Here is a 25,382-nt window from a genome sequence, read left to right on the forward strand (position 1 = left end):
TTCAATTGGGAGCAATTTCTGGAAAGCCAAATTGGTTTGTTTTTACCTTGCTTAAGATTTGCTCTCTTGTTTGGTATTGGGTTGATTTTGTGCCCTTTAAATTTGTGTTAAACCCATAGTCTGTTTTATATATGTCTGCTATAATCTCACTTTGCATTGCCATTGTTTGATTTAAAAAGAGCATTTGATTGGTAATCTCTTTTAAATACTTTATCGTGAGTAACCTAATCCTTTGATTAAAATTCGCATAGGCTTGGCTTTGAGCGTCTTTATTAGGGGCTTTGCTTAAATCTTGTGTGAGCGTTTGGATTTCTAAATCTAGCTCGTTGTCTAGGCGAGTTTTTTCTAGGGCTAATGGCGTGCAAGTGCCATTTTCTTTGTTTTCTTTACAATATTGTATCCCTTGATTATTATGGTTGGCTGTGGGGTCTGTTACGCCTAATCGTTGTTCAATATCATCTAGTCTGTGTTTTAGATAATCTGCTTTTGCATTAATTTCTTTTTGTTTTTTAATCCTTTCTGTTAATTTCATTGCATCTTGTTGAAATATTTTCATTTTATATTCTGGATAGTTACCATTGTAAATATCCCAACTAGCTTCTGCTGATAGTTGGTTATGCCTTGCTTGATTTTCATCTTTGATTAGCTCTTCGCATAAAATCAATCCCATATCTCTACCGCTTAATTGCCCAGCAAGAGACTGCAAGTTTTCATAGCCATCATTACTTAGAGCTTGGATTAAATTTTGCATATCTTTCACTTGTGCGGTTTGCTTGCCTGTTTTTGTAATAGCATTGTTAAGATTGCTTAAATTGACAATCTTATTGTTAGTTAATTTGTTAAAATCAAAAAAAGGGCATTGTTGCTGTAAGTATTTATTCCTTAATAAATCTCTTGCGTTCCAATTTTCTATGCTTTGCTTTAAATTCTCATAGTTATATTTAATACTCTCTATTTGATACTGAGCGTTTTGTATCACTTGCATAGGGTTTGCTAAAGTGATAGCACTGCTACTAATCAAAGAGTTAGTCGTATTTATCATGTTATTGACTTTTTGCAACTGATTGATTTGAGTTTGAGCTTTAGAGATAATCTCTTCATATTTTTTAATGCTATCTACCATTTTACCTATCACAGTGGATTGACCAGCATGAAGCTCTGGGTCATTGACAATCAAAGGAGTTTCCCCCTCTGCAAACACGCTATTGCAATATAAAAGCACACTAAAACTTATATTAAAAACTAATTTTTTCATTATAAAACCTTTCATTTGTTGTTTCTATCATTATCAAATCCAAAGCCACTTTTCACACTTGCTACAAAGTGTCTCACACCAGCTTTTGCTCCTTTTGCATTTGCCATAGTGGTAATCCCTCCGCTTAGTCCAGCCCCAAACATCGCTTTTGCTCCAGCTTGAAGTCCTGCTAATCCGCCCCCAGCACTCTGATAAGCTTGTTTAGCTTGATTAGCTACCATAACCATAGAGCCTCCTACGACTGCTCCGCCTATTGTCATACCAATTTTTTGCATCATTTCTGTTACTGCCCCAACGCCTCCACTTGTGCCAAAGATATTGTTGATAAAATCAGGCACTCGTTTGATTAGAAAGAAACAAATTACAGAGCCTAAAATTAAGATAATAAAAAATCCTAATACGCTAGTATAAGCTCCCATAGCATTTTGAAAATTATTGATTGCTTGATTTGAACCATTTTCTATCATTTGGTCAACTATGTGTCCTTTGTTATAGAACCCATTGATTATTTCTGCTTGGGTAGGAATTTTTAAAGTAATACTTTCTATCATTGAAAAATTTAAAAAAGATACTACCATAATGCAAGGCTGATAAAAAGTAAGGGAAATGAGTTTTTTGAGGTAACTAAAGAGCATGCCCTTAGTCTGTGGGAATAGTGCTAATGGTAAAACTGCAAAGCCCAATGATAGCCATGTAAGAGTTTCAACAAGAGTGATTAGAACAATGATTAAAACTAGTCCAATTAAAAGAATTTGAGCTAGGACTAACAAAAGAAAAATGATTAACATAGGAAACATAGTAAAAAATGTCTTCCAGCCTAAATCACTAAATACTTCTCTGTATAATTGTGTTATGGAATAGTAGGACTTATCTATCAATGAGCCTAAGGTTAAATCATTTTTTCCTGTCAATGTTTGCAATGATGTCATGCTGTTTGTGATAATCTCAGTGAGCTTATTAGAAGGGTAGAAAATGGTGTCTTTAAGCATATTCATGTAAGTTGTTGGATTATCCATTGCCCAATTTAAAACTCCCATAAACACTATGAATACAACCACGCCCATAGCGGTTTTAAACTGAAATATATCGCCCTCTTTCACTCGCTTATAAGCCCATATCATAAATAAAATTACCAAAACAGCATTAATTATCATTTGAGCTTTTAAAACTTCTGCTGTTTGAGTTGCTATGTTGTAAAATATTTTTTTTGTTGGGTCGCTAAATAGCGATAAAATCGTTTCATAAATACTTAGACTATTACCTTGCATTATCTCCCCCTCCCTTTAACATAACTCTGTGTCTGTAAATTTTCTTTAATATTTTCTAAAATGTCCTTAAACTCTTTACTAAAAGGTTTAAGGCTATCAATTTGTTCTAATTTATCCATAATATTTTCCTTTTCTTGTATTGAAGTGTAGTTGTCTTTTAATTTCTCTAAAGAACTTTCTAAAAACTCCGCCATAATGTCAATGTTAATCGACTTATTTTCTATAATGTGAGCTAGTTTCAAATCATCGTTACAATCCTTTGAAAAAGGCGTATAGATAGTGGGGAATTGCTGTAAGAGAGCATATAAAATACCCTCGCATTTTTCTCTATAACCTTTGCCTTTAACATCATTATCAAAGGCTAACACCACATTAAAGCTCTCTTGTGGTTGATTGACAGGTTGTGGCTTTCTAAACTCTCTAGTTTTTTCCACTCTTTTATTATAAATGGGAGTGTTCTTTTCTCTTTGATAGTTTTTAATAATGTCAGTGTAGGTCTCTACGACCACACTCTTAAAATCATCATTAGCATTGCCTTGTCTCACTAGCTCTTGCCATTGTTCTTCTTGTCTTAGATAATTGCTATACGCTTCTTGTTGTCTGTTTTTTAATTGCTTAAAAAAGCTTTGAAAAAAGAGTTCTAATTTTTGTGCGTTAAATTGCCCTGCAGTGCTAATTAAAACGCTTTCTTTGGGGTCTAAATCTTGTAATTCTAAATAAGCGAGACTATCAAAGATATTTTCAGTAACAATGACATTTTTAACTAAGTTTAAGTCATTAGGGTATAAGACTTCTATGCCTTTATTTCCTTGTGCGATAGATTTTAAAGGTTTGTCTCTTATGTTGCCCTCTTTGTCTGTAGTTAAGGGCGTATTTAAGCGTTTGTTAATGCCATATTGATAAATGGGTATGACATTAAGTCTTTTATCTTCAAAAGCTAAGTAAGTCGCTAAGATTAGATTGTTAAAGCTATCGGTCTTTAAATGCTCTTTGTAAGGTTCTAATAGCTTTACATCAATCTCACGCTTTTTAATGAGTGTAGCGTTTTCTAAATCATAGGGTTTAAGGTTGTTAAACTCCTCTCTTATTTTTTGAACTTCTTCGTTATTCTCTTGTGTGTTATTCCTTGCTTTGAGATTGTCTTGCTTGTTAAGATAATCTTCTAACTTTCCAGCGATTAAATCTTCCACACTAATGTTTCTATCCTTGCAAAAAGTGATGATATTACCGACTTTATCTGTGTGGGTTTCTTTGTAGGTGTAACTAATAGAGCCATCTTTATTTTGATTTTTAAAGATAACTAAACTTCCCTCTTCATTTTCATGTTTTAAGCAAGGGTTATTCTTGCTTGTCTTGTTTTTATTATAAGTGTAGCCATTGTCTAGCAAAATCTCATGTAAGGGCAAGGCAGTGAGATTAGGAATGTAAGCCACAATGATTTCCTAGCGCCTTCTGCTCTTAGCTGGCGTATTTTGTGTATAGCCATAGTCTATGGTTGGAACTTCTTTGTTTTGGTTCTCTATGGTGTTTTGGGTATTTTGTTGATTTTGCTTGGCTCGCTCTTTTTCTAAACAAGCTTGATAATGGGCTTTGGCTTTAGCTTGCATTTGTTTGCCATATTCAATCCAAGGCTCATCATTCCCCTTACTTGGTGTTTTTTCTTGGTTCTCTTGTCGTTCCTTTAATCCCGCATGATTTTTAGGGTCATAATCTAGCCATGGTTCATCAGCGTGTGGTTCTTTTTGAGCTTGAATAGTGCTATTTTGCTGTGTAACTTGGCTTCCTTTTGTGTTTTCTTGTTGAGCGTTTTCATTAGCCTTATTTTGCTCTTTAATAGCATTCACTCCCACACTTTGAGTGGTGCTATCTAAATTTTTGAGCGCTTTTTCTTGTTGCTTGTCTAAGTGTTTTTGCATCACTTCATACACTCTGTTATCCATAGGTTCTAAGCTGTCTTTACTTTTTTGTATATAATCTTTTAACGCTTCGTGGTGTTCTTTTTCTAACTCGTGTCCCAAGATTGATTTAACGCTTAATTGCAAGCCCTTATCTTGCATATGTTTATTGCCATGCGCTTGTTCTAAGCAATCTTTAATCAAATTGATATGCTCTTTAGTGAGCTTGGTGGGTTCTTTTTGGCTCACCACTAATAAGACTTTCAATTCATCTTCATTCATGTGGTTTTTAGCGTAATTCAAAAAGCTCTCTTTAAAATCAAGCTTAGTCTTAATACGCTTTTGTTTAATATCAAGCTCGGTTTGTTTGAAAAAGCTATGTAAATTAGCGTATTTGTCTTTAAAGTCTATGTCATTACCAATCTTAGGTTTTTCTTGCTCTTTTTCTGTATTTTGTTCTTGTGTGTTAGTTTCTTTTTCATTAAGCTTGTTATTTTCTTCTAAGGCAAGAGAGACAATTTTGCTGGTAGTATTCTCACCTGTAGGTCTTAGCAATTCAATGGTCTCATTAGCTCTTAGAGAGTTGGCAACTTCGTTTGTTTCATCTCTTATGATTTGTAAGCTCTCTAAAAGCTCTAAATTTTCATCATCTAAGCCTTGCTTGGTATTGTCATCCCTTAATGTTTCTAATTCTAAGTCTTGATTGTTTAAAAGCCTTTCTTCTTTATCTTCAACTTGCTCTTGTGCGACTTTTTGCTCATAGAGAGTATCAGGGTTTTGGCTTTCATCATATTGTTCTAATGCTTTATTTTCGCCCTCTATGGCGTATTTTTCTAGCTCTTGTTTGGCCAACTCATTTTCATGCTCTGTAAGACTAATTTCTTCGGCTCTTTTGGTTTGGTTTTCTTCATAATCTTGTAATACCTTGCTTTCAAGCTCAGACTCTTTTCTTTCTAGTTCTTGTTGCTCTAACTCATTTTTATTTTCTTGTATCTCAGTAATGGCTTGGGCTAAACTTTCTACAAACTCATTTGGATTATCATTAGAGTTGTTTTGTCCTTGTGAGATTTCATTTTGCAAGACATTCATAAAATCGCTCACATTTTCGTTGTCTTTTGAATTAGAGATTTCATTTTTCATGCTCTCAATCACTTCTAACATAGAAGACATGTCATCTTGTAAGCCCTCTTGGCTTAAAGATTTGATTTCTTGTTCTAAAATGCCTAAGAAGTTAGAGGGGTCATTTTGAGAGCTTTTAACTTCATCTAAGAAACTCTCTAAAAAAGCGTCCTTACCATCATCATTCCACGCTTTCCAAGCTTTAAGAAATCCATTGATAAAATCTTGCATTATCTGCCCCTACCCTTAGATTGAGTGGGTACTGCTTCATCATTAGCAAAATAGTTGTCATGCTTTTGCTGCTCTGCTCCCTTATTAAGAGTTTGTTGTAACATAGCTAACATTTGCGGATTATTCTGAGCCATTTCAAGCATTTTATTAAACTGCTCCATATTCATTTCGTTGTTTTCTTTGACATTATTTTCTGTGCTAGGAGCGATTTCAACCTTAGGTTCTTGTTGGTAGCTTTGAGAAATGTTATATTGCTTGCTTTTTTCAGAATGGGTTGCGCCATATTGCTCCACATAATCTAGCACTTTCTTATATTCTTTTTCATTTAAATGCTTGGATAAATCATAAATCACTAAGTTTTGATTATCCATAGAGAAAGTATGGCTAATGTATTGCGTTCTTAAAGTTTTAGGGTCTAATTCTTTAAGCTTAGTTTTGTCTAGCGTTTGAAAAATATTGACATTGTAGAGATTTTTAATTTCTAAAGTCGGCTCTATATCTATTTTTTCTTTTTTAAACTCATAAAAGGGTGTAACGCCATCTTGCATATACTTGATGTTGCCAAGTTTGTCTCTTTGGGGGACTTTTTCATTTTCATAAAGCACTTCGCCCTTAGCATTACGCCTAGCATTGCCCTCTTTGTCTTTAAGGGGGATTAAATTGCCTTCTTTGTCTCTTGCTTTAACATAGCGCATTTCATAATCTCTAATATAAGCGATACTTGCCTTATCATAAATGCCCTCCTTATTATTTTTGCTCTTAGTGTTGTTTTTAATAAACTCCACTTCTTTAGGGTTTGCCCCAAGTTTTAAGGCATCATCTAAACCTACCCACACATTACTCTCATAGCCATTTTCATGTTGTTTGGCATCTAAAATAAGAGCGTTTAAGCCATTATAAGCATTACCCACATTGCCATTATAAGCTCTATTATTGGCTTTAAACTCTAGTCCTGCATTAAGACTTTGTGCAATTTCACTCGCTAAAAATTGAGCAAAAATTTCTTTTTGCTCTTTAATATCCATTTCATTCCACGCTTTCATTTTGAATCTTCCTCTCTACTATTATTGGCATTTTCTAATGAATTTTCTAGCTCCATTTTCACTTCTTGTTCGCTTTTAGGTTCTACTCCCATTTGCATAAACTCTAACATTTGCTCCTCACTCATAGGGTAATTTCCCTCTGTAAGTTCTAAAAAATCTTGTGCCATTTTGTCTGTCCTTGTTGTTAAAAAATCTTTTTAGAATGCCATTAAGATTGCAAAAAAATCAAGGTCTTGACTTATTTACTATTTCAAAGTGTGTGCGTACACATATGCCACTTTTTAAGCTAAAATTAAGCAAAAAACCCAAATGTGTACGCACACATTTTTAAGGCTCAAACTCTACAACCCCCTAAAATGCGTAACTTAATATAAAAGTAAATGAAAAGTAAATAAGCCTAAAAATTTAATGAAAAAAAGTTAAAATTTAAGCTAATCTTAAGCTAAAATGATAGTTTTTTACTATTTTAAAAAGTTTTTTAAGAAATTTTCTAACCACATCTATAAATTTCACATAAAAATCTTAGACAACCTAGATGCTCATTTGTATTTTACTGATTTTGCAATTTTTATTAGTCTATATTATTTTTTTAATCATTTAGTTATTTAAATAAGTAAGATAAATAACTAATAACTTATAGATACAAAATAGTTAATTAAAATCTATTAAGTTAATATTATTGATTAAAAACATATAAAATTATGATATACTAATAAAACAATTAAATTAGTGAGCAAAAACAATGGAAAAAAATCCTAGTAATTTTTAAACATTGTAATGTAGAGCTAACCAAAGAACATTTTAAAAGCATAGAAGTAAGAGAAAAAGACAATAAGAAGTCTCTCTACATCGTTATTAAATACGATGAAAAGATTAGAAAAAATTTATGCAAAATGATAGAAAATAGAAGAGAGATAGAAAGAACCCTAAAGGAACTCATAGTCTTTGATGAGCTACAATTAAGGGTTATGGATAGTTTCTACAAGAGAGTATTTTATACTCTACAAAGAATTGTTTTACTCACAGCTTTTCCTTTCGCAATGCTAGTGGGAGCTATTCTTGACTTCTGTATTGATATTTGTAAAAAAATCAAAACTAAAAATACAAAGATAAAATAAGGAGCAACTAAACATGTCAAGCATTTATAGCACTTTTTTAAGAGAGCAACTCTACAATACTATTAAGAGAGTATTTGCCAAGCACCACATTAACCCTAACTTTGCATTTAGCGATATTTAGACTATAATTCAAAAAATAATCGCCTAGAAATCACCTTAAAACGCAAACACAGCCACATTTTAGAATGGTTTTATCAAATCCATAATGAGAGCGTTTTAGAAGACTTGAAAGAAGAATTAAATGACATAATGCCTAGTTATGTTTTTACTAAGCCTATTAAAAGCATTCGCTTTTATTCTAAAAAGCCCTTATTTTCTCGCATTATATCTAATGTAAGATTTATTTTGGCGGTATAGAAGGTGCAAGTAAATAAAAAAGGGGTGCTAGTTATCACATAATAACATCAAACTAAAAAACCCACTTAAAATTCTTTAAATTTAATTAATAACTTAATCTCTTAATAATTTTAATGGTATGAGCTAAATAAGTATAAATTCTTTTAATATCATAATATTAAATTAAAGATTAAATACTCATCAAATAGAAATAATTTTATTATCCCTTACTAAATTTAATTAATAACTACATCTACTATAGAAAATCTTAATAATTAAAATCTTTAAAGTTAATTCAAAATCCATATAATTATGCTATACTTATAAAATAACTAAATTAAGGAAAATAGCATGACCATTTGTATTGCTAATGAAAAAGGGGGAAGTGGTAAAAGCACGCTTTGTTTAAATTTAGCGGTGCAACTACTCAAAGACAATAAAGAAGTGGTTGTCTTAGATACAGATAGCCAAAAATCTATGGAAGTTTTTACTGAAATTCGCACTCAAAAAGAACATAAAACTTTTAGCTTATTTAATCGTAGTAGTGGCTTTAGCGATACTTTAAAACAAATGGTATCTAAGTATGAAAACATTCTCATTGATACTAAGGGGGAATATAGCAAAGAAACTCAAAAAGCTATGCTTTTAAGCGATATTGTTCTAGTGCCTACAACTCCTAGTCAATTAGATACTGAAGTATTAGCTAATACACTAGAAAGAATTGAGCAACTCCAAGAGCTTAATGAAAACCTAAGAGCCTTAATCATCATCAATAGAATGCCTACTATCCCTACGCTTAAAGAAAGACAGGCTTTAATAGAATTTATCAAAGAAAACAACCCTAGCGATAAAATCACGCTTTTAGAAAATTCTTTGAGTGAACGCATTGTTTATAAGCGTAGCGTGAGTGAGGGCTTAGGCGTTATAGAATGTAGCGATAAAAAGGCTATCAATGAATGGGCTAATTTCTACAATGAATTAAAAGGCTATTTAGAAAAAGATAAAAATCATGCGGTTTAGAAGAGTCAAAAAACACAAATACAACAAGGAGTATACAAATATGGATTTGCAACAAATTGATGATTTAGAAAAAAAGCTTGAAGAGAGTTTGAATAAAGAAGAACAAGTCAGTGAGTTAGAAAATCATTTAGAACAAGAGCCTAGCACAAAAGAAGTAAAAACCCCTAAAAAAAGGGGGCGTAAAAAATCTATTTTAGATGAAGATAAGAAAAAGAGCTTTAATATCTCTTTTAGTCCTTCTATCATAAAAGAACTTGATGAATTTTTGTTAGAATTTGGCTCGTTTAAAGAGACACGAAGCACTTTTATTGAAGAAGCGCTTATTAGGCATTTAAAACATAGAAAAAACACCCAAGAGCAAAAGCTTTTAAAGCAACTAGAAAGATTACAAAACAAAGAAAAGGGCAATAATGAAAACAATGAACTTGAATGAATTTTTTACGCATAAGATAATCTATAAAGACACCCCTTTAAAGTTTAAGGATACACTAGAACAAGAAATCAGCCAAGCTAGTTTAGTAGAGAAGTTAATCTTAGCTAATATCTTAGCCAATATGGTGTTTGCTAAGATAAGCAACGAGAATACCCCTAAAATTCTTATTTCACGCTTGATGTGTAAGTTTAATCCTATTGATTATGAAAACACCATTCCTAGTGATTTTAAACCTATTGATGAAGAAGAATATGAAGACGACTTAGAATGGCTAAATGAAGAAAAAGAAGATAGGCTCTTTAATTACTATCTATTTTTAGATGGTATTAAAGAAAGTGATGTAGAAGAAGTGTTTAATGAAAGTGTAGAAATCTATGATGAGTGCTTAATAGAAATCGCTCAAAATGTCCTTAAAGATAAATTTTCTTATGACATTGACTTATTGCAAGTTTTAGTAAAAGGTTATGCTAAAGAGATTAGAGAATTTTTGAGTTATAAACCTGCAAAAGAAATCAAAGACTTTAAAGACAAAGACACCGCACTTTATATCAGCTTAGGAAAAGACTATGACAAAGAAAAAGAGTCATTTTCTAAAAAATTGCAACAATGTTTTAAAGAGATTTTAGAGAGCAAGGGTATTTAAGTGGTTTTAAATAGAATTAAATTAACAAGACAAAACAACTAAAAACTATCAAATACCCACTCAATAAGGTTACTTATCGCCTACGCTTAGGTGTGTAGGTGTTTTCATTAGAATTGTCTAGGTTATTATCATTATTGCTATAGCCTTGTTGCTCTTGCAAGGTATTAAGGGAATGAGATTGTTTTTCAAGTTTTTTATGAATGAGATGAGCCATAATGCTTAATTCTAGGGCTGTTTCTTCTAAGTCCATAATTTGATTTAATAAAGCATCTAGTTTTACATCTACTAAATAATCGCTCACTAATTTATCAGGGTCTTTGCTAAAATCTTTTAAGCGACTTGCTAAATCTAAGTTAAAATGTTCTTCATAATGCTTGGCTAAAAAATGCAAATCAAATAAATCTCTAGCTTTAGTTCTTATATGCTCCCCATCAAAGCAAGCACAGAGTTTGTTATCAATAATACGCTCTATTTTAGCAATTCGCATTCCCTCAATCACATTGACTTCGCTCTCTTTTGGTGCGTCTCTATAAGATATTTCTAATTTTAAAGTTTGTTCTTCTTTATTGTCTTTGGTAGCATAACGCACCATATAACGCCCCACACTATCAGTGTCTTTTTTAATATGAATATCATTTAAGATAATGCCATTAGGAATAGCGCTCTTTACTCTGCCTAAGAGATTGATTTTTTTATGACAATCAAAGTCTAAATCTTCTGAAAAACGATTTAAGCCATAGCCTAGATACAAAGCTGTTCCGCCTTTTAATACCATAGGGGTGTCGGCTAGATTTTTAACAATGGCTCTCATCAGTTTTTCATGATTAAGAGCTTGTTCGCTTAAACTCACTCTATAATGGGGTTTCTTGCTATCCATTTATCCAAATTCTCTCTTTCTTGCTTGTTTAATTTGGGTTTCATCACTTCTATAAGAGCATAGACACTCTCTTTATCTTCAATACTAGGAAACCATTCATCTAGCATAACAACCCCTAGCTTTCCAGTTTGCAATACAGAAACATAGAGACAATCTACACAAGCTCTTGGATGCTCTGCAATATAAGTGGGAGTATGTTTAGGGTAATAGCCCATTTTATTGAGCCTTGCTGTGCCATCTATAATGCCTAGATTGCCTAGTAGTTTATTAGTATTATGAACTTGTTTTTCACCATAGATATAAACCCCTATATCATCAAACGCATTCTCCATTAAAGCATAGCTACTATGCCAATCTCCTGTGCCTTGTGGGCTATGGATATTTAAAGCCACAATAGAGCTAACATAGACTTCTTTTGAAGTGGGTGGAATATAAAGCATGTTAAACTCCCTCATTAGTTTTAATTAGGTTCTAGTTTAGCAAAATTTCACTTACTACTTCTTATGATACTCATTGATAAAATCCCCACACACTTTCATACTATATTTAAATCCTTTGGGGAGCTTGACATTATGCTTTTTAGCTAACATCTCAGCAAAGCTAATTTGTTTAGGCGTAGCGGGTCTATTTTCATCATTATTAGAGCTACTAGCCTTTTTGTTGTTTTTCTTAAAAAACTCATGCTCTTTAATGTATCGGTCTAAAAACGCCTTAGCCACTCTGTTGTCTTCTTTGTAGTTTTTAAACTCTTCGCTTAAATTTAATTGCAAATCTCTTAAAATATTTTCTATATAAGTGATTTGTCCTTCACTACTAGGCTTTATCTCATCATCATCATTTCTTTCTAGCTTTTCAATCTTAGGGCATTTAGAACTTAAATTACTTATAAAATCTACATAAGAGCTTTTATTTTCTACAATCTCATCTAGCACTTCTTCCATTTGCTTGGTGTAGGTCAAATCAATAATAAATTGATAAGCATTTTCAAAAACTTCTACTACTCTTTTGCCTTTATGCGTGGGCGTAATGGTGTGTTTTTTATCTTGGCTAATGCTGATGTATTCTCTTTTTAAAAGCGTAGGCAAATAGGTAGCATAAGTGCTAGGTCTGCCTATGCCTTTATTTTCTAAAAGCTTGACAAAATCTGCCTCTTTATAAGCACTTGGGGCATTTCTTTTAATGGTGGCTAAAACTAAGTCATTTAGACTTAACACATCATCAATTTTTAGATTAAATTGTGCGTTTTGTTCTTTTTCTTTATTGTCTTTATCATCATTACTTTCATCATTTTCTAGCTCTTTTTTAGAAAACATTGCTAAAAACCCAGCGTTTTTTAAACTCTTAACGCTACACTTAAAATACTCATTTTTGATTTTAAAGAGCAAGTCTTGTTTGTCATAAATAGCATTCTTGCCTTGACTTTCAATAGTTCTTTCAAAAATAAGTTGATAGAGTTTTAAAGCGTCTTGATTAGTAATGCCAGCATTATAGACCACACTTTCTAAGTTTTCATAAGTATGGGGGTGCGTAATCCTAATCGCCTCGTGAGCTTCTGCTTGGCTTTGCTTACCAGCTTTATATTCTCTTTTTAGATACACTTCTTTATAGATGGGTGTATAAAAGCTCTCTGCCTCATTTAAAAACTCCACACTCAAACTTTCAGCGTCCGTTCTAATGTAAGTGATAAGCCCAGCTTCAAAAAGACTTTGAGCTAAAGATTGCACTTCGCTAATACCTAAACCTAACTCAGAACTCGCTTTCTCTAAAAGCGTAGAAGTGATAAAGGGCTTTTTAGGTTTAGTCTCTGCAACAGAATTTTTTAAATCCTTTAAAAGACAAGCTTTATTGTCTTTCAAACTTTCAAAGAGTTTTAAAGCCTCTTCTTTATCATTGAATTTAATTTCTTCGCCATTTTCATCACAATGCTTGATAATGACTTCTTTATTAGCATTGTCGTTAATCTTGGCTTGGATTTGATAGCTTACTTTCTCATTTTCAGGTAAAGCCTTAAATTTTTCAATTTCTCTGTCTCTATCCACAATAAGCTTTAAACAAGGGGTTTGCACTCTTCCAGCACTAGAGCCTTTTATTTGCCCTAAAGCTTTGCCTAAATAAGGGGAGAGCGTAAAACCTAATAGCATATCAGCCACACGCCTTGCTAAAGCGCTTTGATACATTTGCTTATTAGTGTTTTCAAATAAAGAAGCGTTTTGTAAGCCCTTGTTAATCCCACTTGGAGTGATTTCAAAAAACTCTGCTCTATAAATAGAACTTGCTATCCTTTTAATTTTTTCGTAAAAATGATAGCCTATAGCATAACCCTCTCTATCAGGGTCAGTGGCAATATAAACTTTTTTGTTTTTACACGCCTCTATTATCTCAAAAATACGCTTTTTCTTTTGGGGGTCATATTCAAAAGTCGGCTTAAAATTATTATTTTCATCATAGCTTTTTAGTTGCATAAAATGTCCTATGGTAGCAAAAACACTAGCTCCTGTGATTTCTTTAATCTTAGCCACTTTATTAGGGCTTTCAATAATGATGACGCTATCTTTCATTTTTTACTCCTTAATTTGATTGTTTCTATAGCTCTTTGTAAGATGTGGTAATTCCCCCTTAATATCCATAATGATAGGTCTATTCACTACTTCAAGAATACTAGGAATTTTAATATTACAATTACAGCGTTGTAATTTCTCTTTTAATCTCTTATTCTCATCTTTTAATTTAAGATATTGCCTTAATCCATATCCATACCAAAGAATTAGCCCTATTAGTGCTAAAAACCCCATTAAAACATCGTAATTCATTACTTAACTCCTTTCTTTTGTAGATTTTGTTTCTGTAAGAGTTCTTTTAAGAGTTCATAAGTGGCGTTAGGTTTAATTTCATCAGCACTATTGTCATTAGAAGAACTCTCTAAAACCACAATAATAATTTTTATAAGACACAAGATTGATACAACAATCAAACCAACCTTGAAACTAACCCTTAAGATTTCATCAATGGTTTTTTGCATTATTGCTCCTTACTTGATTTTTGTTCTAGTGTTTCTAATCTCTTTTTGCACTCACTGACATCATCAATCAAACTTTCTAATAGTTCGCTATGTTTATCCATAAAATTTTCTTGAGATTGTTTGGTGCGGTTTAAGGCTTTATGTGCAAGTAGATAGAATTGACAAGATAAAGCCCTAAGAATAGAAAAAATCCTAATTCAAACATTGTTTTCCCCTTATTTAAACTTAGCTAATCGTTTCACTAGCTTGACTACTCGCATAATAAGGCGTAAATCACGCCACTTAATGCCATTTAAAAAACTAAAGAGTTTGTTAGACTGCTTTCTCATCTTCTACCCATTGATTTAGTAATTTCCACTTCTTGTTCGTTCTCGTAGTAATCAACATTATTAGTGGTTGCAACTTCCTTAGAATAGATAATTTCAGCTCCTTTTTCTATTTCTTTTTCAATCACTTGTTCTGTAGCTGGCTCTATTTCATCATGACTCTTTGTGTTCCCCTTAACCCCTTGCTCTTCCCTCTCATTCTCTAAACTCGCTCTTTTTTCAGCGTTCATTTTCTCTAAGACTTCTTTAGATTTAGGGTTGAACACAGGCTTATAATCTCTGTCTTTGCCCATTTTGGCTAAATCGTCTATTAGAGTTTTATGATCCCATTTTAAAGCTTGCAAGTATGCTAGTCGTGGGTAAGGAAGTTTTTGCTCCACTAATCTTGTGTATTTAGCAATATTTTCTTTAGTGGTTTCAATGGAGTTTTCTAATTCCTTGATTTTTTCAGGGAGTTTAGTGATAGCGTTATCCAACCTCTTTAAAAACCCATCAAACTTGATCTCAGCGCAGAAATTATAAGAGCTAAACATGTTGGCAGTATCGTTTTTATAAACCATATTGCTAGGGCTATAGGCAATATTTGGATTGTCTTTAGGGTTTAAACTAAACTCCACTTGATACTTAGTTTTATAAGCATTCACCACAAAGCCCTTGTATTCTAAAAGCTTGTAATCTTCTTCTTCATTCAAAAACAAGTCGTTCAAATTGCTTGCAAATTGCTTTTTAATAGCGTCCAGTTTTTCTTTATTTTGTTCGGCTATTTGCTTGTTTTGTTCTTTGAGTTTTTTGTGCGTTAATTCTTCACTCATAGAGGCGTTTTCTTTTAAAGGCTCTACTTCTTTAACTTTGATAAGCTCATAATCCTTACTTTCTTCATTTTTCAAATCATAGAGCTTGATCTCTGTATGAGTGGGGATTATTAAGGAGCTTTGAAGCGTTTCTAAATCTTTCAATTCTTGTTTAAGATAACCCAATTTAGAAGAGTTGTTTTTCAAATTCTCTTCATTGAAATAATTTTCTTTATTGAAAGCTTTGTATTTTGCTTCTTCGTTTTTGATTTCGGCTCTCAATTTGACTTCTTCAATAATTAAGGGATTACCTGTTGCTTCTGCTTTCATCTCACTCGCATTAGAACTCCCCATATTAAAGTCTTCTAATTCATTCAAGCCTAATTTGTGCGCGTTTCTAAATTGCTCTATGCCTTTAGATTTAGTCTCTATGATTTGCCACATACGGCTATCATAAGTTTTTTCAGTGGCGTAGCGATAGATTTTCATTCTAAAATTTTTGGGATCGTTTTGGTGCAAAATATTGCCTTGTCTTATCCCACGCCCTTCCATTTGCAGCAATTCATCAGGTCTCCAAGAGCCTAGATCTAAAGTCAGGCTCACTCGCTATGGTGTTGTTTCTAATAGCGTTAAGCAGGCTTTCTAAATGGTCTAAATTTGATAAAAGTCCTCTCTTTTGATCCCTGTCTTCTTCAAGGTTTCCAAGTCCATTTGGTGCGCTGAGTCCTGCATGATGTAATCGGCTTTGAGCAAGTGGTAATACTGATTGATTTGAGCTTCCTTGAGCAATTCCATATCGCTCACTCCTTGCGCTCTCTTGATTTGCGCTTCCATTCTGTCTAGGGCTTTTGTCTCCATTTTCGTTTGTTCTATTACTGCTCCTATCAAGCTCATTATCGCTCCTTTTTCTTTGGTTTTCATGGTCTGTGGGAAATAATGAGCCCATCTGTCCATGATTAAAAAGGCGTAAGCGTCCAGCCTGTCCTGGCTGTTCTCTAGAGAGAGAAAGCCCCAAATCTCTGGAGCTATTTTGTTGATGAGATGGGGATTGCGGTGTCTGTGATACTCCTCTCTCATCGCTGGGATTATCCCCCTTTTCTTCGCTTCTTGCTCCATTTTCCATTCGGCTTGCTGGGCTTGCTGCTCCATTTGGCGCTCCATTGCTATCTGCTCTTACTGATACTCCATCTCCTCTAGATACATGTTCATGTAGTCTATCTCTCTCTCTATGGGATTTTTCTGAAACTGCCTGTTGGTCGCTAGATCTATAAACTCCTCTTGTTCCTCCCTGCTCTCTAGACTCAATAAATAAACTAGAGTCTTGGTGTGAAAGTTCTTCATCACTCGATCGCTCCACTCCCTCTTGCTGTCCTCCATGTTCGCTTCTGCGGTGAATTTCTTGCGGAATTCCTGCTCTAGTTCCATTCGGCTCATCTGCGCGATTTGTTCTTTCTTTTCCATTTTGTTCTCCTAAATTCTGTTGCTCTAATTCTAAATCAGCAATGCTTAAATTTGGATTATTATTATCATTATTTTGAATAATATTGTTACCAATAGAAGTATTGGTCTCTATTGTATTTTTAATAGTGTTATTGTTATTTGCATTAGAATTTTGCTGCTCATTACTCCTCTCTTTAGCTTGAATGATTGCTTCATTCAAGCTTACCAATTCGTTATAACGCTCCTTATAAGCTTTTTCAAAATTGTTGATGTCTCTTAAAATTTCTTTGAAAGGCTTGATTTCTCTTTTACTCCCATCACCATTAACATAAACGCTTTCATAGTATTCTTGCAATTCAATTTTTGCTTGAGCGATTTCTTCCAAACTTAAAAGAGCGCTTCTTAAAGAATAATCTCTGTTTTCTTGTATAGCGCTTTGTTCTTCTTTAGTCCAGCCTAAAATAAAACCATTATTGAAGAAAAATTGCTTAATCTTGTTAGCGTTATCTGCGCTGAGATGGTTTTCTTTGAGTTTATCTTCATTGATAAGCCTATGCATTTTCCAATCAAAAGACGCATAATCATCTTTATCTATCCAAGAATAATAATCTGTTGCTGAAAGCAATTCTTGCTCTAGGATTAAAGCATGCACTTCTTTAGCTAATTCAAATTCTAGTTTTTTAACTTCTTCATTGTCGCTAGTATTCAATTTGGTATTTTCATTGTTTATTGATTCAAAAGGCAGTTTGTTATAGAGCTTAAAATACTCAGCGCTAGAAATACTAGGGATTATTTCTCTTACCAATTCACCATCTTTTGTTCTTTCTACTTCGTGGTAAATATCCTTAAGATAGTCGTATTCTTTAGCGATTTCATTGCCATTTTCTAAGGTTTTCTTATGCGTTTCATGGTGGTGGGTCAATTGGATTTCTAAACCTTGCTCTTTCAATTCTTCTAAGCTGTTTTTGTAGGTTAAAATGTCAATTTCTTTTGAAAAAAATTCTTTATTTCTTATGGCATCAATCAGATCGTATCTTTTAGTTATGCGCCTTTCAAACCCTTCCTCATTCGCTTCATAAACACGAGAACTTTCTTTTATCTCACCATTAGCAAAGAAACTGACATCTTCTCTACTATTATCCTTATACACTCGTCTTTCAAAGCTTAAATACCTTGCCCATTCAATAGGATTTCTAGAAATCATTCTTGCTGTATTGATTTGAGTTTTTACGACATAAGGGAGTGATTCTTGTGTTTCATTGACCTTGTCTGATTCTTCAGCAAGATTGTTTGTTGCAATATCGCCATTATCTAAGATGCTAAATAAATTTGGTTCTTCTTTTAAAGCTTGAAGTTTCTTTTTGCTGGGTTTATATGCCATTTGTTGCTCCTTTTAAAATTTAACTTTGGGTGTCTTGCTCTTGCGCGGTTTGTTCATCGCCTTGTTGCATTTTCTTAAATAAGGCTCTTTTTTCTTCCATGCTGATTTCACTCAGTGGCTTTTTTAAAATCTCATCAATTTCATTGTGATTTTCTTGCTCTGTGTTTTCATTCTTGTTTTTTTCTTGTGAAGTAGTGGGGTTTTCATTATCTTTCTCGCTTTCTGTTAGATTTGAATTTTCACTCTCTTTTTGTGAAGTAGTGGGTTGCACAGACTCTTTAAATCTTTTTCTTTCTACTTCTAAATCAATAGGTAAGTTAGCTCTTTTTAAAAGCTCTTTATCTCTAAACCAATAATTAGCTTTAAGTTTTAAAGGGGTCGCTTTAGCTCCTGTAACAATGACAATAACTTCATCTGATTCTATATTCATAATGTCTTGGGCTGTGAGTAAATTTCTACCCTCATGGCTATAAGAAGAACTACCTCCAAAGACTAGCTGACCCTTTTCAGTAGAATAATTTTTAGATTGTCTAGTGAATTCGCCCACTTCCTTAGAAACAATCTCAGCATCTTCAGCGCTATTCATCTTAAAGACAATGTTATAATGCACCACGCCTTTTAAGATTTTCAAATCATCATCGCTATAATTTTTTCTAATCATCGCATAATCTTGCGTGATGAATAAGGGAACGACATTATAAGAGCGACAAAGTGCAGGCATTTCTAACAAGAAAGGCAACTTACCAAATCTAACAAATTCATCTAAAATCATATAAATGCGTTCTTCTTTTTTAGAACTTTCATTAGTTAGTAAGTTTTTAGCAATACTTTCTAAAATCACTCTAACTAAGGGGGCAAGCGTGTTGATGTCTTTTTGAGCAATCACAATATAAAGGCTGATATTGTCTGTTCTTAATTCTTCATAATCAAAGCTCATTTTAGAAGTAGCAATTCTTACTTGATTGCTTTTAAAAACAGACACAAAGCGATTGAAAGTAGAAATAATACTTGCAAATTCTTCTTCAGCACTATTAGCCCACGCTCTTGCATCATTTCTTACAATTTCATCTAACGCCCCTTCACTTCTAGGGGCTGGTTCAGGCTCATTTGGGTCAAAATTTCTAGGGTCTTTGGGGTCAGCGTATTTTTGCTCTGAAACTTGCAAATACCACAATTTTCTCGCATTCACATTAGGAATTAAAATAGGCTCATTAGTTTGTGGGTCTAGGATAATTTCGCCTGTCTTTTTGTCGTGATGATAGAGCTGTTTGTAATAGCGACTTCTTTTATCAATTAAATTGATATAGTCTCTATTTGGGCCCATAGCTATATCAAAAAAGTTTGTTTCATCTTTGGAACAAACATCATACAAGGCATAAAAGCTAAACAAATCTTTCGCTTTAGATACCCAATGGTCTTCGCCCTTTTCTTCGCTAATAAAGACATTATTAGCATTCTCTTGCACAAGTCTTAGGCGTTGGTCAAAGTTCATGGGTTTTACAATCCTTTTATCAAAAGGATTGAAATAACAAGTATTATCATCACCATAGGGATTAAAGATTAAAATCCTATTGTTTAAGAATTTTTGTCTATATCCAGCAGTCTTATCTCTTAGTTCGCCTTTAATATCAGTGATAATACAGCTATTAGGCAAAGTCAATAAATTGGGTAAAGCCACGCATGCGGTTTTACCAGCTCCAGGGGGTGCAACAATCATGGCTCCTAAGGGCTTGTCATAACACACATCTCTAAGTTTTGGAAAACCAAATTTACCTAGAATAAAGCCCTTGTCAAATTGCACCCCTAATCTATGCACTACCTTACAAAAGCCCTCTTTACTAAAGACTTTAAAGCACTCTATGTCTTTAACATTAGCCCATCTCGCATAGCCATGCGAAGTTTCTTTAGTCTTTTGAATACTCATATAAATCGTAGCTACTAAGGGCATTAAAGACATTATCATAGTGATATAGACTTCAAATTTTAAATCTAAGATACTCGCCCCCTTATAAAGCCCTATAAACACGCTTTGAGAAAAGAAATAAGCCTGTCTAAACGACTTTAGGGCATCAAAAACATAATAATTTGCCAAGATAAAAAATAAGGGGATAAGTAAAATGCTAAAAAGCACGCAAAAAGCTTTCACAAATTGCATTTTCATTCATTATCCTTTTTTGACTCAGTAGTAGATTGTTTTTCATTAAGAGCATTGAGAATTTTTGAGATGGTGTTAAGCTCTATTTCGCTTTTTTGCTCTTTATAGATTTGAAGCAACAATTCCAAAGAGACTTTTTTGCAATCTTCTATGTTTTTATTGAGCGTATTCATAGTCTTAAAAAGCTCTTCTAAGAATGCTAAATTCTGCAAATAAAAGGGCTTGTTATACTTAATGGCAATGTTGGTGTTCTTGGCTATTTGGTTAATGTTATTACCATTAGCCATAAGTTCTTTATAGACATGTTGGTTAAGACTGATGACTTTAAACAAGCTTTCATAAAAATCCCTTGCTCTTAGTGTTTCTTTGCTAGGGTCTAGGGCTAATAAAAGGCTTTCTATACACTCAGTAACGCTAATCTTTTTGACTTTTAAATAATCTTCTAAAATGTCCTTACATTCATTTGAAATAAAGCAATTGATACGCTTACCCAATTTTCGCTTGTTTTGATACTTTTTCATAAGCTACTTTCTAATTCTTTGGTGGGTAAGATTTCTTGAATATATCTAGTGTTAGTGGCTTTATCAAGCACAATTTGAACGACAATATCTACACTGCTTTCAAAGAATTTTCTTGCTACACTGACATCTAAACCACTTTTATTCATCTGTAGATTTAAAGCAATCGCCTCTATGACCCCATGCACACTATCTGCATGTAAAGTAGAAACCATTCCTTTATGTCCTGTGTTGCCAAACCTTAAAAAAAGCAAGGCATTTCGTGTGTCAATCTCGCCTACCATAAGTCTATCAGGACTCATTCTCATTGCCATATTCAAGGCGTTTTCATAGGTAAATTTAGAGCTTTCAGTTTTATCCACTAACAAGGATTTATGATTTTCAAACGCTCTTAAATCTAATTCTTCGCTATCTTCTACACTCACTATTCGTGTGTGTTTAGGGATAAATTCAATCAGAGCGTTTAAAAAACTTGTTTTTCCACTGCCTGTTCCTCCACTAATGAGTAAGTTTTTACCTTCAATCATCAGCTTTTGTAAATACTCATAGTCGTATTGACACACACCAGAAAGCTTGAAAGCTTTTAAATCAAACTTTTTCTCGCTAGGCACTCTAATATTCAAACTCAATTCATTATCCGCACTAATAGCAAAGTGGTTCATGCTCACTCTGTATCTAGAAGTAGGAATGGAAGTATTAAGGGTGGGGTAATCAGCGTTAAAGAACAAATCTCTAAAACTCGCTAATTGTTCCCCAAAACCAAGCATAAAGGCTTTATCTAAATTTTCATCAAAGACTTTTTCTCTAGTTCCATCAAGCTTATAGAGCCAAATTTCTTTTTCTTTATTCATAATCAGCTCTGTAATACCGCTATCTAAATAAGGCAAGAGCCTTAAAATAGCGTTTCTTAAAGCCCTATAATCTTTGAGTTTGTTTAAGTCCATCAAATTACTTTCTTTTTAATTCTTCAATCTTTTTGCTAAGCGTTTCAATCTTGTTATCCAAGTGCTTAATGCGTCTTTCAAACTCTCTTTGCAAGCTTTCACGCTTATTGATAGCCTTGTCTAATTCATCAGTGCGTCGAACAATTAAATTGGCGTTGTTTTTTAATTCCTTAGCTTTTTGAATATTATTCAATGGCATTTTTTCTACTTCCTTTGGTTCTTGTTTTTCATTATTTGAGATAGGTTCTAACTCGTTTGCTTGTGTGATTTCATCTAACATCATTGGCTCCTTAAAAATTAAAATAAATAGGTGTAGTTAAACGCTATGTAGCTAGAATTAGTCGCTTTGGTAATAAAATTAGAAAATAAGACTTCGCCCTTAAAATTCCCGTTTTGAGCGACAATTTTGCTAGGAGTTAGGGATTGATAATTGATTGCCCCTCCAAAGCGATAATTCACTTCAAATTGATGATGATTTAAGTAATAATGAAGTCCAATGGTAGGATAAAAACCATGATTAAAAATATCTTTAGGCTTATTGGTGATAAACTCACTACGCATGGTTTTTATGGGGTCTATTTTTGCAAAATAATATTGCATACGCCAGCCAAAGCCTACGCTTAATCCTAGTGTGTGGCGGTTCTTTTTAATGACATTTAAAAAATCAAACAAATACTTTATATCTAGTCCAAAGTTTAAGGGTGTGTAATTAGCGCTAACCTTAGAATTGTAAATGTCTATATTGGTGCTTACAGCACTAGGTGTGCCTCCATATAAATGCGTTGAAAACTTAATCCCATGTCTTTTTGTAGCTCCAAAATAATGCTGATAGCCCATTAAAACGCCCATATTAAAATTAGCATTACTAAAAGTGTGGCTATAAGTGATTAAATCATCTGTAGCATTAGAGATAAGGCTTAAACTTTGTTTTAAACTTGTGCCTGTAATGGCAATCTCTGAGCCTAAGAAAAAGCCATTTTTAGTTTGCATAGCTTTGAAATGTTTTTGAGATTTCTTTTTTTCTTTAAATTCTCTTTTAACCTGACTTTGCAACAACTCAGAGCTCTTTTGTTCTAGCTTTTGTTCTAGCTTTTGTTCTTGTGAAATGTCTTCTTCTTTCTCACTAGGCATAATGGCTAAAAAATCGCTATTATCCACAAAGCTTTCATTCGCATTCAAGCAACTAAGACTAGCTAAAAACAAGGCTTTCTTTAAATGTAAATCCATTACTTTCCTTTCTTATTGGTTAGGGACAATCCAATTATTGTGTGAGGCACAAGAATAATTAGCATTAGGCGTTTGCGCCCATGAGCAATACTTGCCTTTATTGCTAGATTTCCAAGGACTGCCAGAGCTAAAGCTATAAGACATACACAAATTACCATTCCCATTAGGGCGGTAATAAGTGGCTTGCCAATTGGTAAAATCTTGCGTGTTAATGATTTGCTTAACGCCATTATTGAGATTAAGCTCTTGACTTAAAGTAGTGAGTTCAAAATTTTTACGATATTCATCGCTCAAATTAAGACTATTGATATAGATAGTTGAAGGAATGCGTTTGAGCGTTTTTTGAGCTTGTGAGGCATAATAGTATTTGTAAGTGTCATACACTGCATCACTATCGCCCTCATTTCTTGGGCGGATATATTCAATGGTTGTGCCTTCATTGATGGTTTTATATTGTGTAACCCATTTAGCTAAGGTTCTTAAGCCTCCATTAGAATAACCTGTATAATTATGCGTTTTAGTCCAAGAACCCCAGCCATCATTGCAATAAGAAGTGGCAGTCCATTGACTATTATTTAATGACATTTCTTGAATTTCAAAGGTAGTGTATTGGGGCAAATTATCATTAGAACCCTCTGTGGTGTCTAAATCACCCACTTCTTCGCCTTTAACTGAACTTGCAACATTAATTTTGGTGTAAGGTTGAACAATTTTAGGCACTTTACCCATATCAGAAGTGTAATCACAGCCTGTTACATTGTAGTATTGATTAGCTACCGTATCAAAGATACGAATTTGAGTGGGGCGATAAGCCTCTAATTTAGCATCATCAAACTGCCACTTCCCACAAGCATAAGTTTGATAACTAAATTTCAAAGGACTAACCACATTATGACTGATAAAAACCTTTTGTTTAGTGATAGGGTCAATATAGTATTGATTGACCACTCTTTGAATCGTTCTAGTGGTAGGGTCATTATCGTATTTGACTAATTGTTCTTGCACCCCTGCAAAATCAGTGCAACTTTTAGCCACATGGATTAAATTATCAAGTCCACGAAATAAAATCTCTGTTTGAAAAAAGCTCGCACTCCCACTCCCATAGCCTTTATTTGTCGTAGTATCTAGTTTGCATTTATTAGCGTCTTCATACATAGGAAATTCAAATTGTTTTCCTACTAAATCCACACAACCGCCAATATTCACGCTTTTATTTTCTCTGTTAATGAAGTAAAATTGCGTTTGTTTAATGGCTTTCATGTTTTCAAAGTCATAGCTGTATTGACAGACATTGTCGTTTCTAAAGGCTTGCATTTTAAAGCAAGAGCCATTTCTATCCACAATATCTAAACTCATCGTATTGCCATTTCTAACAGGAGCTGTGCAAAATTCATTGGTATAATGGCTATCTGCATTAGCAGTGCCTCCATTAGCACTATTGCTCCCATTAGCTCCGCTTGTGCCATTAGCCCTATTAGTGCCATTAATTCCATTAGCACCACTACCATTTTGAAGTCCGGGCGAATAAGGGAAAGGGATAAAGCCTCCCCCCATGCCTCCCCCTGAGCTTGTAAAAGGGGTATAACCACTATTAGAACTCCCACTAGAGCCACTACCACTCCCAGCAATTGGGGGGAATGGGTTAGAACCTACGCCTTGATAGCCGTTTGTGCCATTAGTTCCATTACTACCATTACTTCCATTAGCACCACGAGAATCATTAGTGCCACTTGTTCCACTCATACTAGAGCCATTAGATCCAGTAGAGCTAGTGTTATTGCCTGTGCCTCCATAACCACTTGCATATCCCATGCCACTTGCTCCACTCCCACTAAAACCTTTGCCATTTTTACTAGAAGTATAAGCGCTTTTATTTATACCTATGGCACTAGACATCTCGCTATCATTCTCGCCGCCTAAGACAATCCTTGTGCCTTTTTTAAGCACTAATTTGCCTTTAATCTCTTTGATAGCGTTTGGAGGGCTTTGTAAGGTCTTATAATCATTACCCTTTTTAATATGAGTTACCATAATAGAGAGATTAGCCCTATTCTTAGAAACCTTGTAATGACCCATAGCAAGAGTGTTTTCTTGCACCTTATTACCCACAACTACCAAAGCTTTAAATTCGCTATTTTTTCTTAAATTCCAATCTTGCATGGTCTGTATCACAAGGGCTTGGCTAGTTGAAAGCGCTAAACATAAACTCATTAAAATTTTAAACCCCCCAAGCAGAAATCCCAAATATCTTTAGTGTTTGGGATGAATGCTTTAGTTCCGCTAGGAACTATATAAAAACCTTCAGTGAAACTAACCTTGATTTTCTATATACGCCTTGATAGT

General features: G+C 33.7%; 20 protein-coding genes and 2 pseudogenes. 3 read left to right on the forward strand and 19 right to left on the reverse strand.

Annotated elements, in window-relative coordinates; genetic code table 11:
• Window position 1 precedes the first annotated feature (1 nt).
• The 6 genes from H7N69_RS05585 to H7N69_RS05610 are packed head-to-tail and all read right to left on the reverse strand — an operon-like array spanning window position 2 to window position 6,978.
• Complete coding sequence (locus H7N69_RS05585; protein ID WP_187885061.1) at window positions 2–1,255, reverse strand: hypothetical protein; 1,254 nt, start codon at window positions 1,253–1,255, stop codon at window positions 2–4.
• An 11-nt stretch (window positions 1,256–1,266) separates the two neighbouring features.
• Complete coding sequence (locus H7N69_RS05590; RefSeq protein WP_187885062.1) at window positions 1,267–2,523, reverse strand: type IV secretion system protein; 1,257 nt, start codon at window positions 2,521–2,523, stop codon at window positions 1,267–1,269.
• A complete protein-coding gene (locus tag H7N69_RS05595; RefSeq protein ID WP_187885063.1) occupies window positions 2,523–3,956 on the reverse strand; it encodes a hypothetical protein in 1,434 nt (477 codons plus the stop codon). The genes H7N69_RS05590 and H7N69_RS05595 overlap by 1 nt, the downstream gene beginning before the upstream one ends.
• Window positions 3,957–3,965: 9 nt before the next feature.
• The gene (locus tag H7N69_RS05600; protein ID WP_187885064.1) at window positions 3,966–5,768 is read right to left on the reverse strand and encodes a hypothetical protein; all 1,803 of its coding nucleotides are present in this window, start codon (window positions 5,766–5,768) and stop codon (window positions 3,966–3,968) included.
• The gene (locus H7N69_RS05605; RefSeq protein ID WP_187885065.1) at window positions 5,768–6,811 is read right to left on the reverse strand and encodes an ArdC family protein; all 1,044 of its coding nucleotides are present in this window, start codon (window positions 6,809–6,811) and stop codon (window positions 5,768–5,770) included. Before H7N69_RS05605 ends, H7N69_RS05600 begins: the two co-directional genes overlap by 1 nt.
• On the reverse strand, window positions 6,808–6,978 hold the full coding sequence (locus H7N69_RS05610; RefSeq protein ID WP_187885066.1) for a hypothetical protein: 171 nt from the start codon (window positions 6,976–6,978) through the stop codon (window positions 6,808–6,810). The genes H7N69_RS05605 and H7N69_RS05610 overlap by 4 nt, the downstream gene beginning before the upstream one ends.
• A gap of 1,638 nt (window positions 6,979–8,616) precedes the next feature.
• Here H7N69_RS05610 and H7N69_RS05615 point away from each other — a divergent pair.
• From H7N69_RS05615 to H7N69_RS05625, 3 genes are read left to right on the forward strand one after another with little or no spacing between them, the layout of a single operon-like run.
• Window positions 8,617–9,285 (forward strand): ParA family protein, encoded by a 669-nt coding sequence (locus tag H7N69_RS05615; protein ID WP_000150828.1) that lies wholly within the window; start codon window positions 8,617–8,619, stop codon window positions 9,283–9,285.
• Between the two features lie 40 nt (window positions 9,286–9,325).
• Window positions 9,326–9,718, forward strand: a complete 393-nt coding sequence (locus H7N69_RS05620; protein ID WP_147798116.1) for a hypothetical protein — start codon at window positions 9,326–9,328, stop codon at window positions 9,716–9,718.
• Window positions 9,696–10,361: a hypothetical protein gene (locus H7N69_RS05625; RefSeq protein ID WP_187885067.1), complete on the forward strand. Its 666-nt coding sequence runs from the start codon at window positions 9,696–9,698 to the stop codon at window positions 10,359–10,361. Before H7N69_RS05620 ends, H7N69_RS05625 begins: the two co-directional genes overlap by 23 nt.
• A gap of 73 nt (window positions 10,362–10,434) precedes the next feature.
• On the opposite strand, the gene H7N69_RS05630 is transcribed toward H7N69_RS05625, so the two are convergent.
• The 13 genes and pseudogenes from H7N69_RS05630 to H7N69_RS05695 all read right to left on the reverse strand — a co-directional run bounded on the left by H7N69_RS05630 (window position 10,435) and on the right by H7N69_RS05695 (window position 25,250).
• Window positions 10,435–11,238 (reverse strand): nucleotidyl transferase AbiEii/AbiGii toxin family protein, encoded by an 804-nt coding sequence (locus tag H7N69_RS05630; RefSeq protein ID WP_187885068.1) that lies wholly within the window; start codon window positions 11,236–11,238, stop codon window positions 10,435–10,437.
• Window positions 11,208–11,678, reverse strand: a complete 471-nt coding sequence (locus H7N69_RS05635; protein ID WP_183030747.1) for a hypothetical protein — start codon at window positions 11,676–11,678, stop codon at window positions 11,208–11,210. Before H7N69_RS05635 ends, H7N69_RS05630 begins: the two co-directional genes overlap by 31 nt.
• A gap of 54 nt (window positions 11,679–11,732) precedes the next feature.
• On the reverse strand, window positions 11,733–13,796 hold the full coding sequence (locus H7N69_RS05640) for a type IA DNA topoisomerase (RefSeq protein WP_187885069.1): 2,064 nt from the start codon (window positions 13,794–13,796) through the stop codon (window positions 11,733–11,735).
• 3 nt (window positions 13,797–13,799) lie between these two features.
• The gene (locus H7N69_RS05645; protein WP_150181474.1) at window positions 13,800–14,048 is read right to left on the reverse strand and encodes a hypothetical protein; all 249 of its coding nucleotides are present in this window, start codon (window positions 14,046–14,048) and stop codon (window positions 13,800–13,802) included.
• On the reverse strand, window positions 14,048–14,257 hold the full coding sequence (locus H7N69_RS05650) for a hypothetical protein (protein WP_187885070.1): 210 nt from the start codon (window positions 14,255–14,257) through the stop codon (window positions 14,048–14,050). Before H7N69_RS05650 ends, H7N69_RS05645 begins: the two co-directional genes overlap by 1 nt.
• 325 nt (window positions 14,258–14,582) lie before the next feature.
• A pseudogene (locus H7N69_RS08165) lies at window positions 14,583–15,950 on the reverse strand (helicase); the annotation flags it as partial.
• Window positions 15,946–18,195 (reverse strand): annotated as a pseudogene (locus H7N69_RS08170) (SNF2-related protein); the annotation flags it as partial. The pseudogenes H7N69_RS08170 and H7N69_RS08165, both read right to left, overlap by 5 nt.
• A gap of 19 nt (window positions 18,196–18,214) precedes the next feature.
• A complete protein-coding gene (locus tag H7N69_RS05670; RefSeq protein ID WP_187885071.1) occupies window positions 18,215–20,356 on the reverse strand; it encodes a type IV secretory system conjugative DNA transfer family protein in 2,142 nt (713 codons plus the stop codon).
• On the reverse strand, window positions 20,353–20,871 hold the full coding sequence (locus tag H7N69_RS05675) for a replication regulatory RepB family protein (RefSeq protein WP_187885072.1): 519 nt from the start codon (window positions 20,869–20,871) through the stop codon (window positions 20,353–20,355). Before H7N69_RS05675 ends, H7N69_RS05670 begins: the two co-directional genes overlap by 4 nt.
• Window positions 20,868–21,812: a CpaF/VirB11 family protein gene (locus H7N69_RS05680; protein ID WP_187885073.1), complete on the reverse strand. Its 945-nt coding sequence runs from the start codon at window positions 21,810–21,812 to the stop codon at window positions 20,868–20,870. Before H7N69_RS05680 ends, H7N69_RS05675 begins: the two co-directional genes overlap by 4 nt.
• A 4-nt stretch (window positions 21,813–21,816) precedes the next feature.
• A complete protein-coding gene (locus tag H7N69_RS05685; protein ID WP_187885074.1) occupies window positions 21,817–22,092 on the reverse strand; it encodes a hypothetical protein in 276 nt (91 codons plus the stop codon).
• A gap of 17 nt (window positions 22,093–22,109) precedes the next feature.
• Window positions 22,110–23,039, reverse strand: a complete 930-nt coding sequence (locus H7N69_RS05690) for a hypothetical protein (protein WP_187885075.1) — start codon at window positions 23,037–23,039, stop codon at window positions 22,110–22,112.
• A 12-nt stretch (window positions 23,040–23,051) separates the two neighbouring features.
• The gene (locus H7N69_RS05695; RefSeq protein WP_187885076.1) at window positions 23,052–25,250 is read right to left on the reverse strand and encodes a collagen-like protein; all 2,199 of its coding nucleotides are present in this window, start codon (window positions 25,248–25,250) and stop codon (window positions 23,052–23,054) included.
• Window positions 25,251–25,382: the final 132 nt, after the last annotated feature.

This window comes from Helicobacter pylori (genome assembly GCF_014497725.1).
GTDB lineage: Bacteria > Campylobacterota > Campylobacteria > Campylobacterales > Helicobacteraceae > Helicobacter > Helicobacter pylori_DE.

Coding starts and splice junctions, on each gene's coding strand:
- H7N69_RS05585 (WP_187885061.1), bottom strand. CDS start 1,255: ATGAAAAAATTAGTTTTTAATATAAGTTTTAGTGTGCTTTTATATTGC.
- H7N69_RS05590 (WP_187885062.1), bottom strand. CDS start 2,523: ATGCAAGGTAATAGTCTAAGTATTTATGAAACGATTTTATCGCTATTT.
- H7N69_RS05600 (WP_187885064.1), bottom strand. CDS start 5,768: ATGCAAGATTTTATCAATGGATTTCTTAAAGCTTGGAAAGCGTGGAAT.
- H7N69_RS05605 (WP_187885065.1), bottom strand. CDS start 6,811: ATGAAAGCGTGGAATGAAATGGATATTAAAGAGCAAAAAGAAATTTTT.
- H7N69_RS05610 (WP_187885066.1), bottom strand. CDS start 6,978: ATGGCACAAGATTTTTTAGAACTTACAGAGGGAAATTACCCTATGAGT.
- H7N69_RS05615 (WP_000150828.1), top strand. CDS start 8,617: ATGACCATTTGTATTGCTAATGAAAAAGGGGGAAGTGGTAAAAGCACG.
- H7N69_RS05620 (WP_147798116.1), top strand. CDS start 9,326: ATGGATTTGCAACAAATTGATGATTTAGAAAAAAAGCTTGAAGAGAGT.
- H7N69_RS05625 (WP_187885067.1), top strand. CDS start 9,696: ATGAAAACAATGAACTTGAATGAATTTTTTACGCATAAGATAATCTAT.
- H7N69_RS05630 (WP_187885068.1), bottom strand. CDS start 11,238: ATGGATAGCAAGAAACCCCATTATAGAGTGAGTTTAAGCGAACAAGCT.
- H7N69_RS05635 (WP_183030747.1), bottom strand. CDS start 11,678: ATGCTTTATATTCCACCCACTTCAAAAGAAGTCTATGTTAGCTCTATT.
- H7N69_RS05640 (WP_187885069.1), bottom strand. CDS start 13,796: ATGAAAGATAGCGTCATCATTATTGAAAGCCCTAATAAAGTGGCTAAG.
- H7N69_RS05645 (WP_150181474.1), bottom strand. CDS start 14,048: ATGAATTACGATGTTTTAATGGGGTTTTTAGCACTAATAGGGCTAATT.
- H7N69_RS05650 (WP_187885070.1), bottom strand. CDS start 14,257: ATGCAAAAAACCATTGATGAAATCTTAAGGGTTAGTTTCAAGGTTGGT.
- H7N69_RS05670 (WP_187885071.1), bottom strand. CDS start 20,356: ATGAAAATGCAATTTGTGAAAGCTTTTTGCGTGCTTTTTAGCATTTTA.
- H7N69_RS05675 (WP_187885072.1), bottom strand. CDS start 20,871: ATGAAAAAGTATCAAAACAAGCGAAAATTGGGTAAGCGTATCAATTGC.
- H7N69_RS05680 (WP_187885073.1), bottom strand. CDS start 21,812: ATGGACTTAAACAAACTCAAAGATTATAGGGCTTTAAGAAACGCTATT.
- H7N69_RS05685 (WP_187885074.1), bottom strand. CDS start 22,092: ATGTTAGATGAAATCACACAAGCAAACGAGTTAGAACCTATCTCAAAT.
- H7N69_RS05690 (WP_187885075.1), bottom strand. CDS start 23,039: ATGGATTTACATTTAAAGAAAGCCTTGTTTTTAGCTAGTCTTAGTTGC.
- H7N69_RS05695 (WP_187885076.1), bottom strand. CDS start 25,250: ATGAGTTTATGTTTAGCGCTTTCAACTAGCCAAGCCCTTGTGATACAG.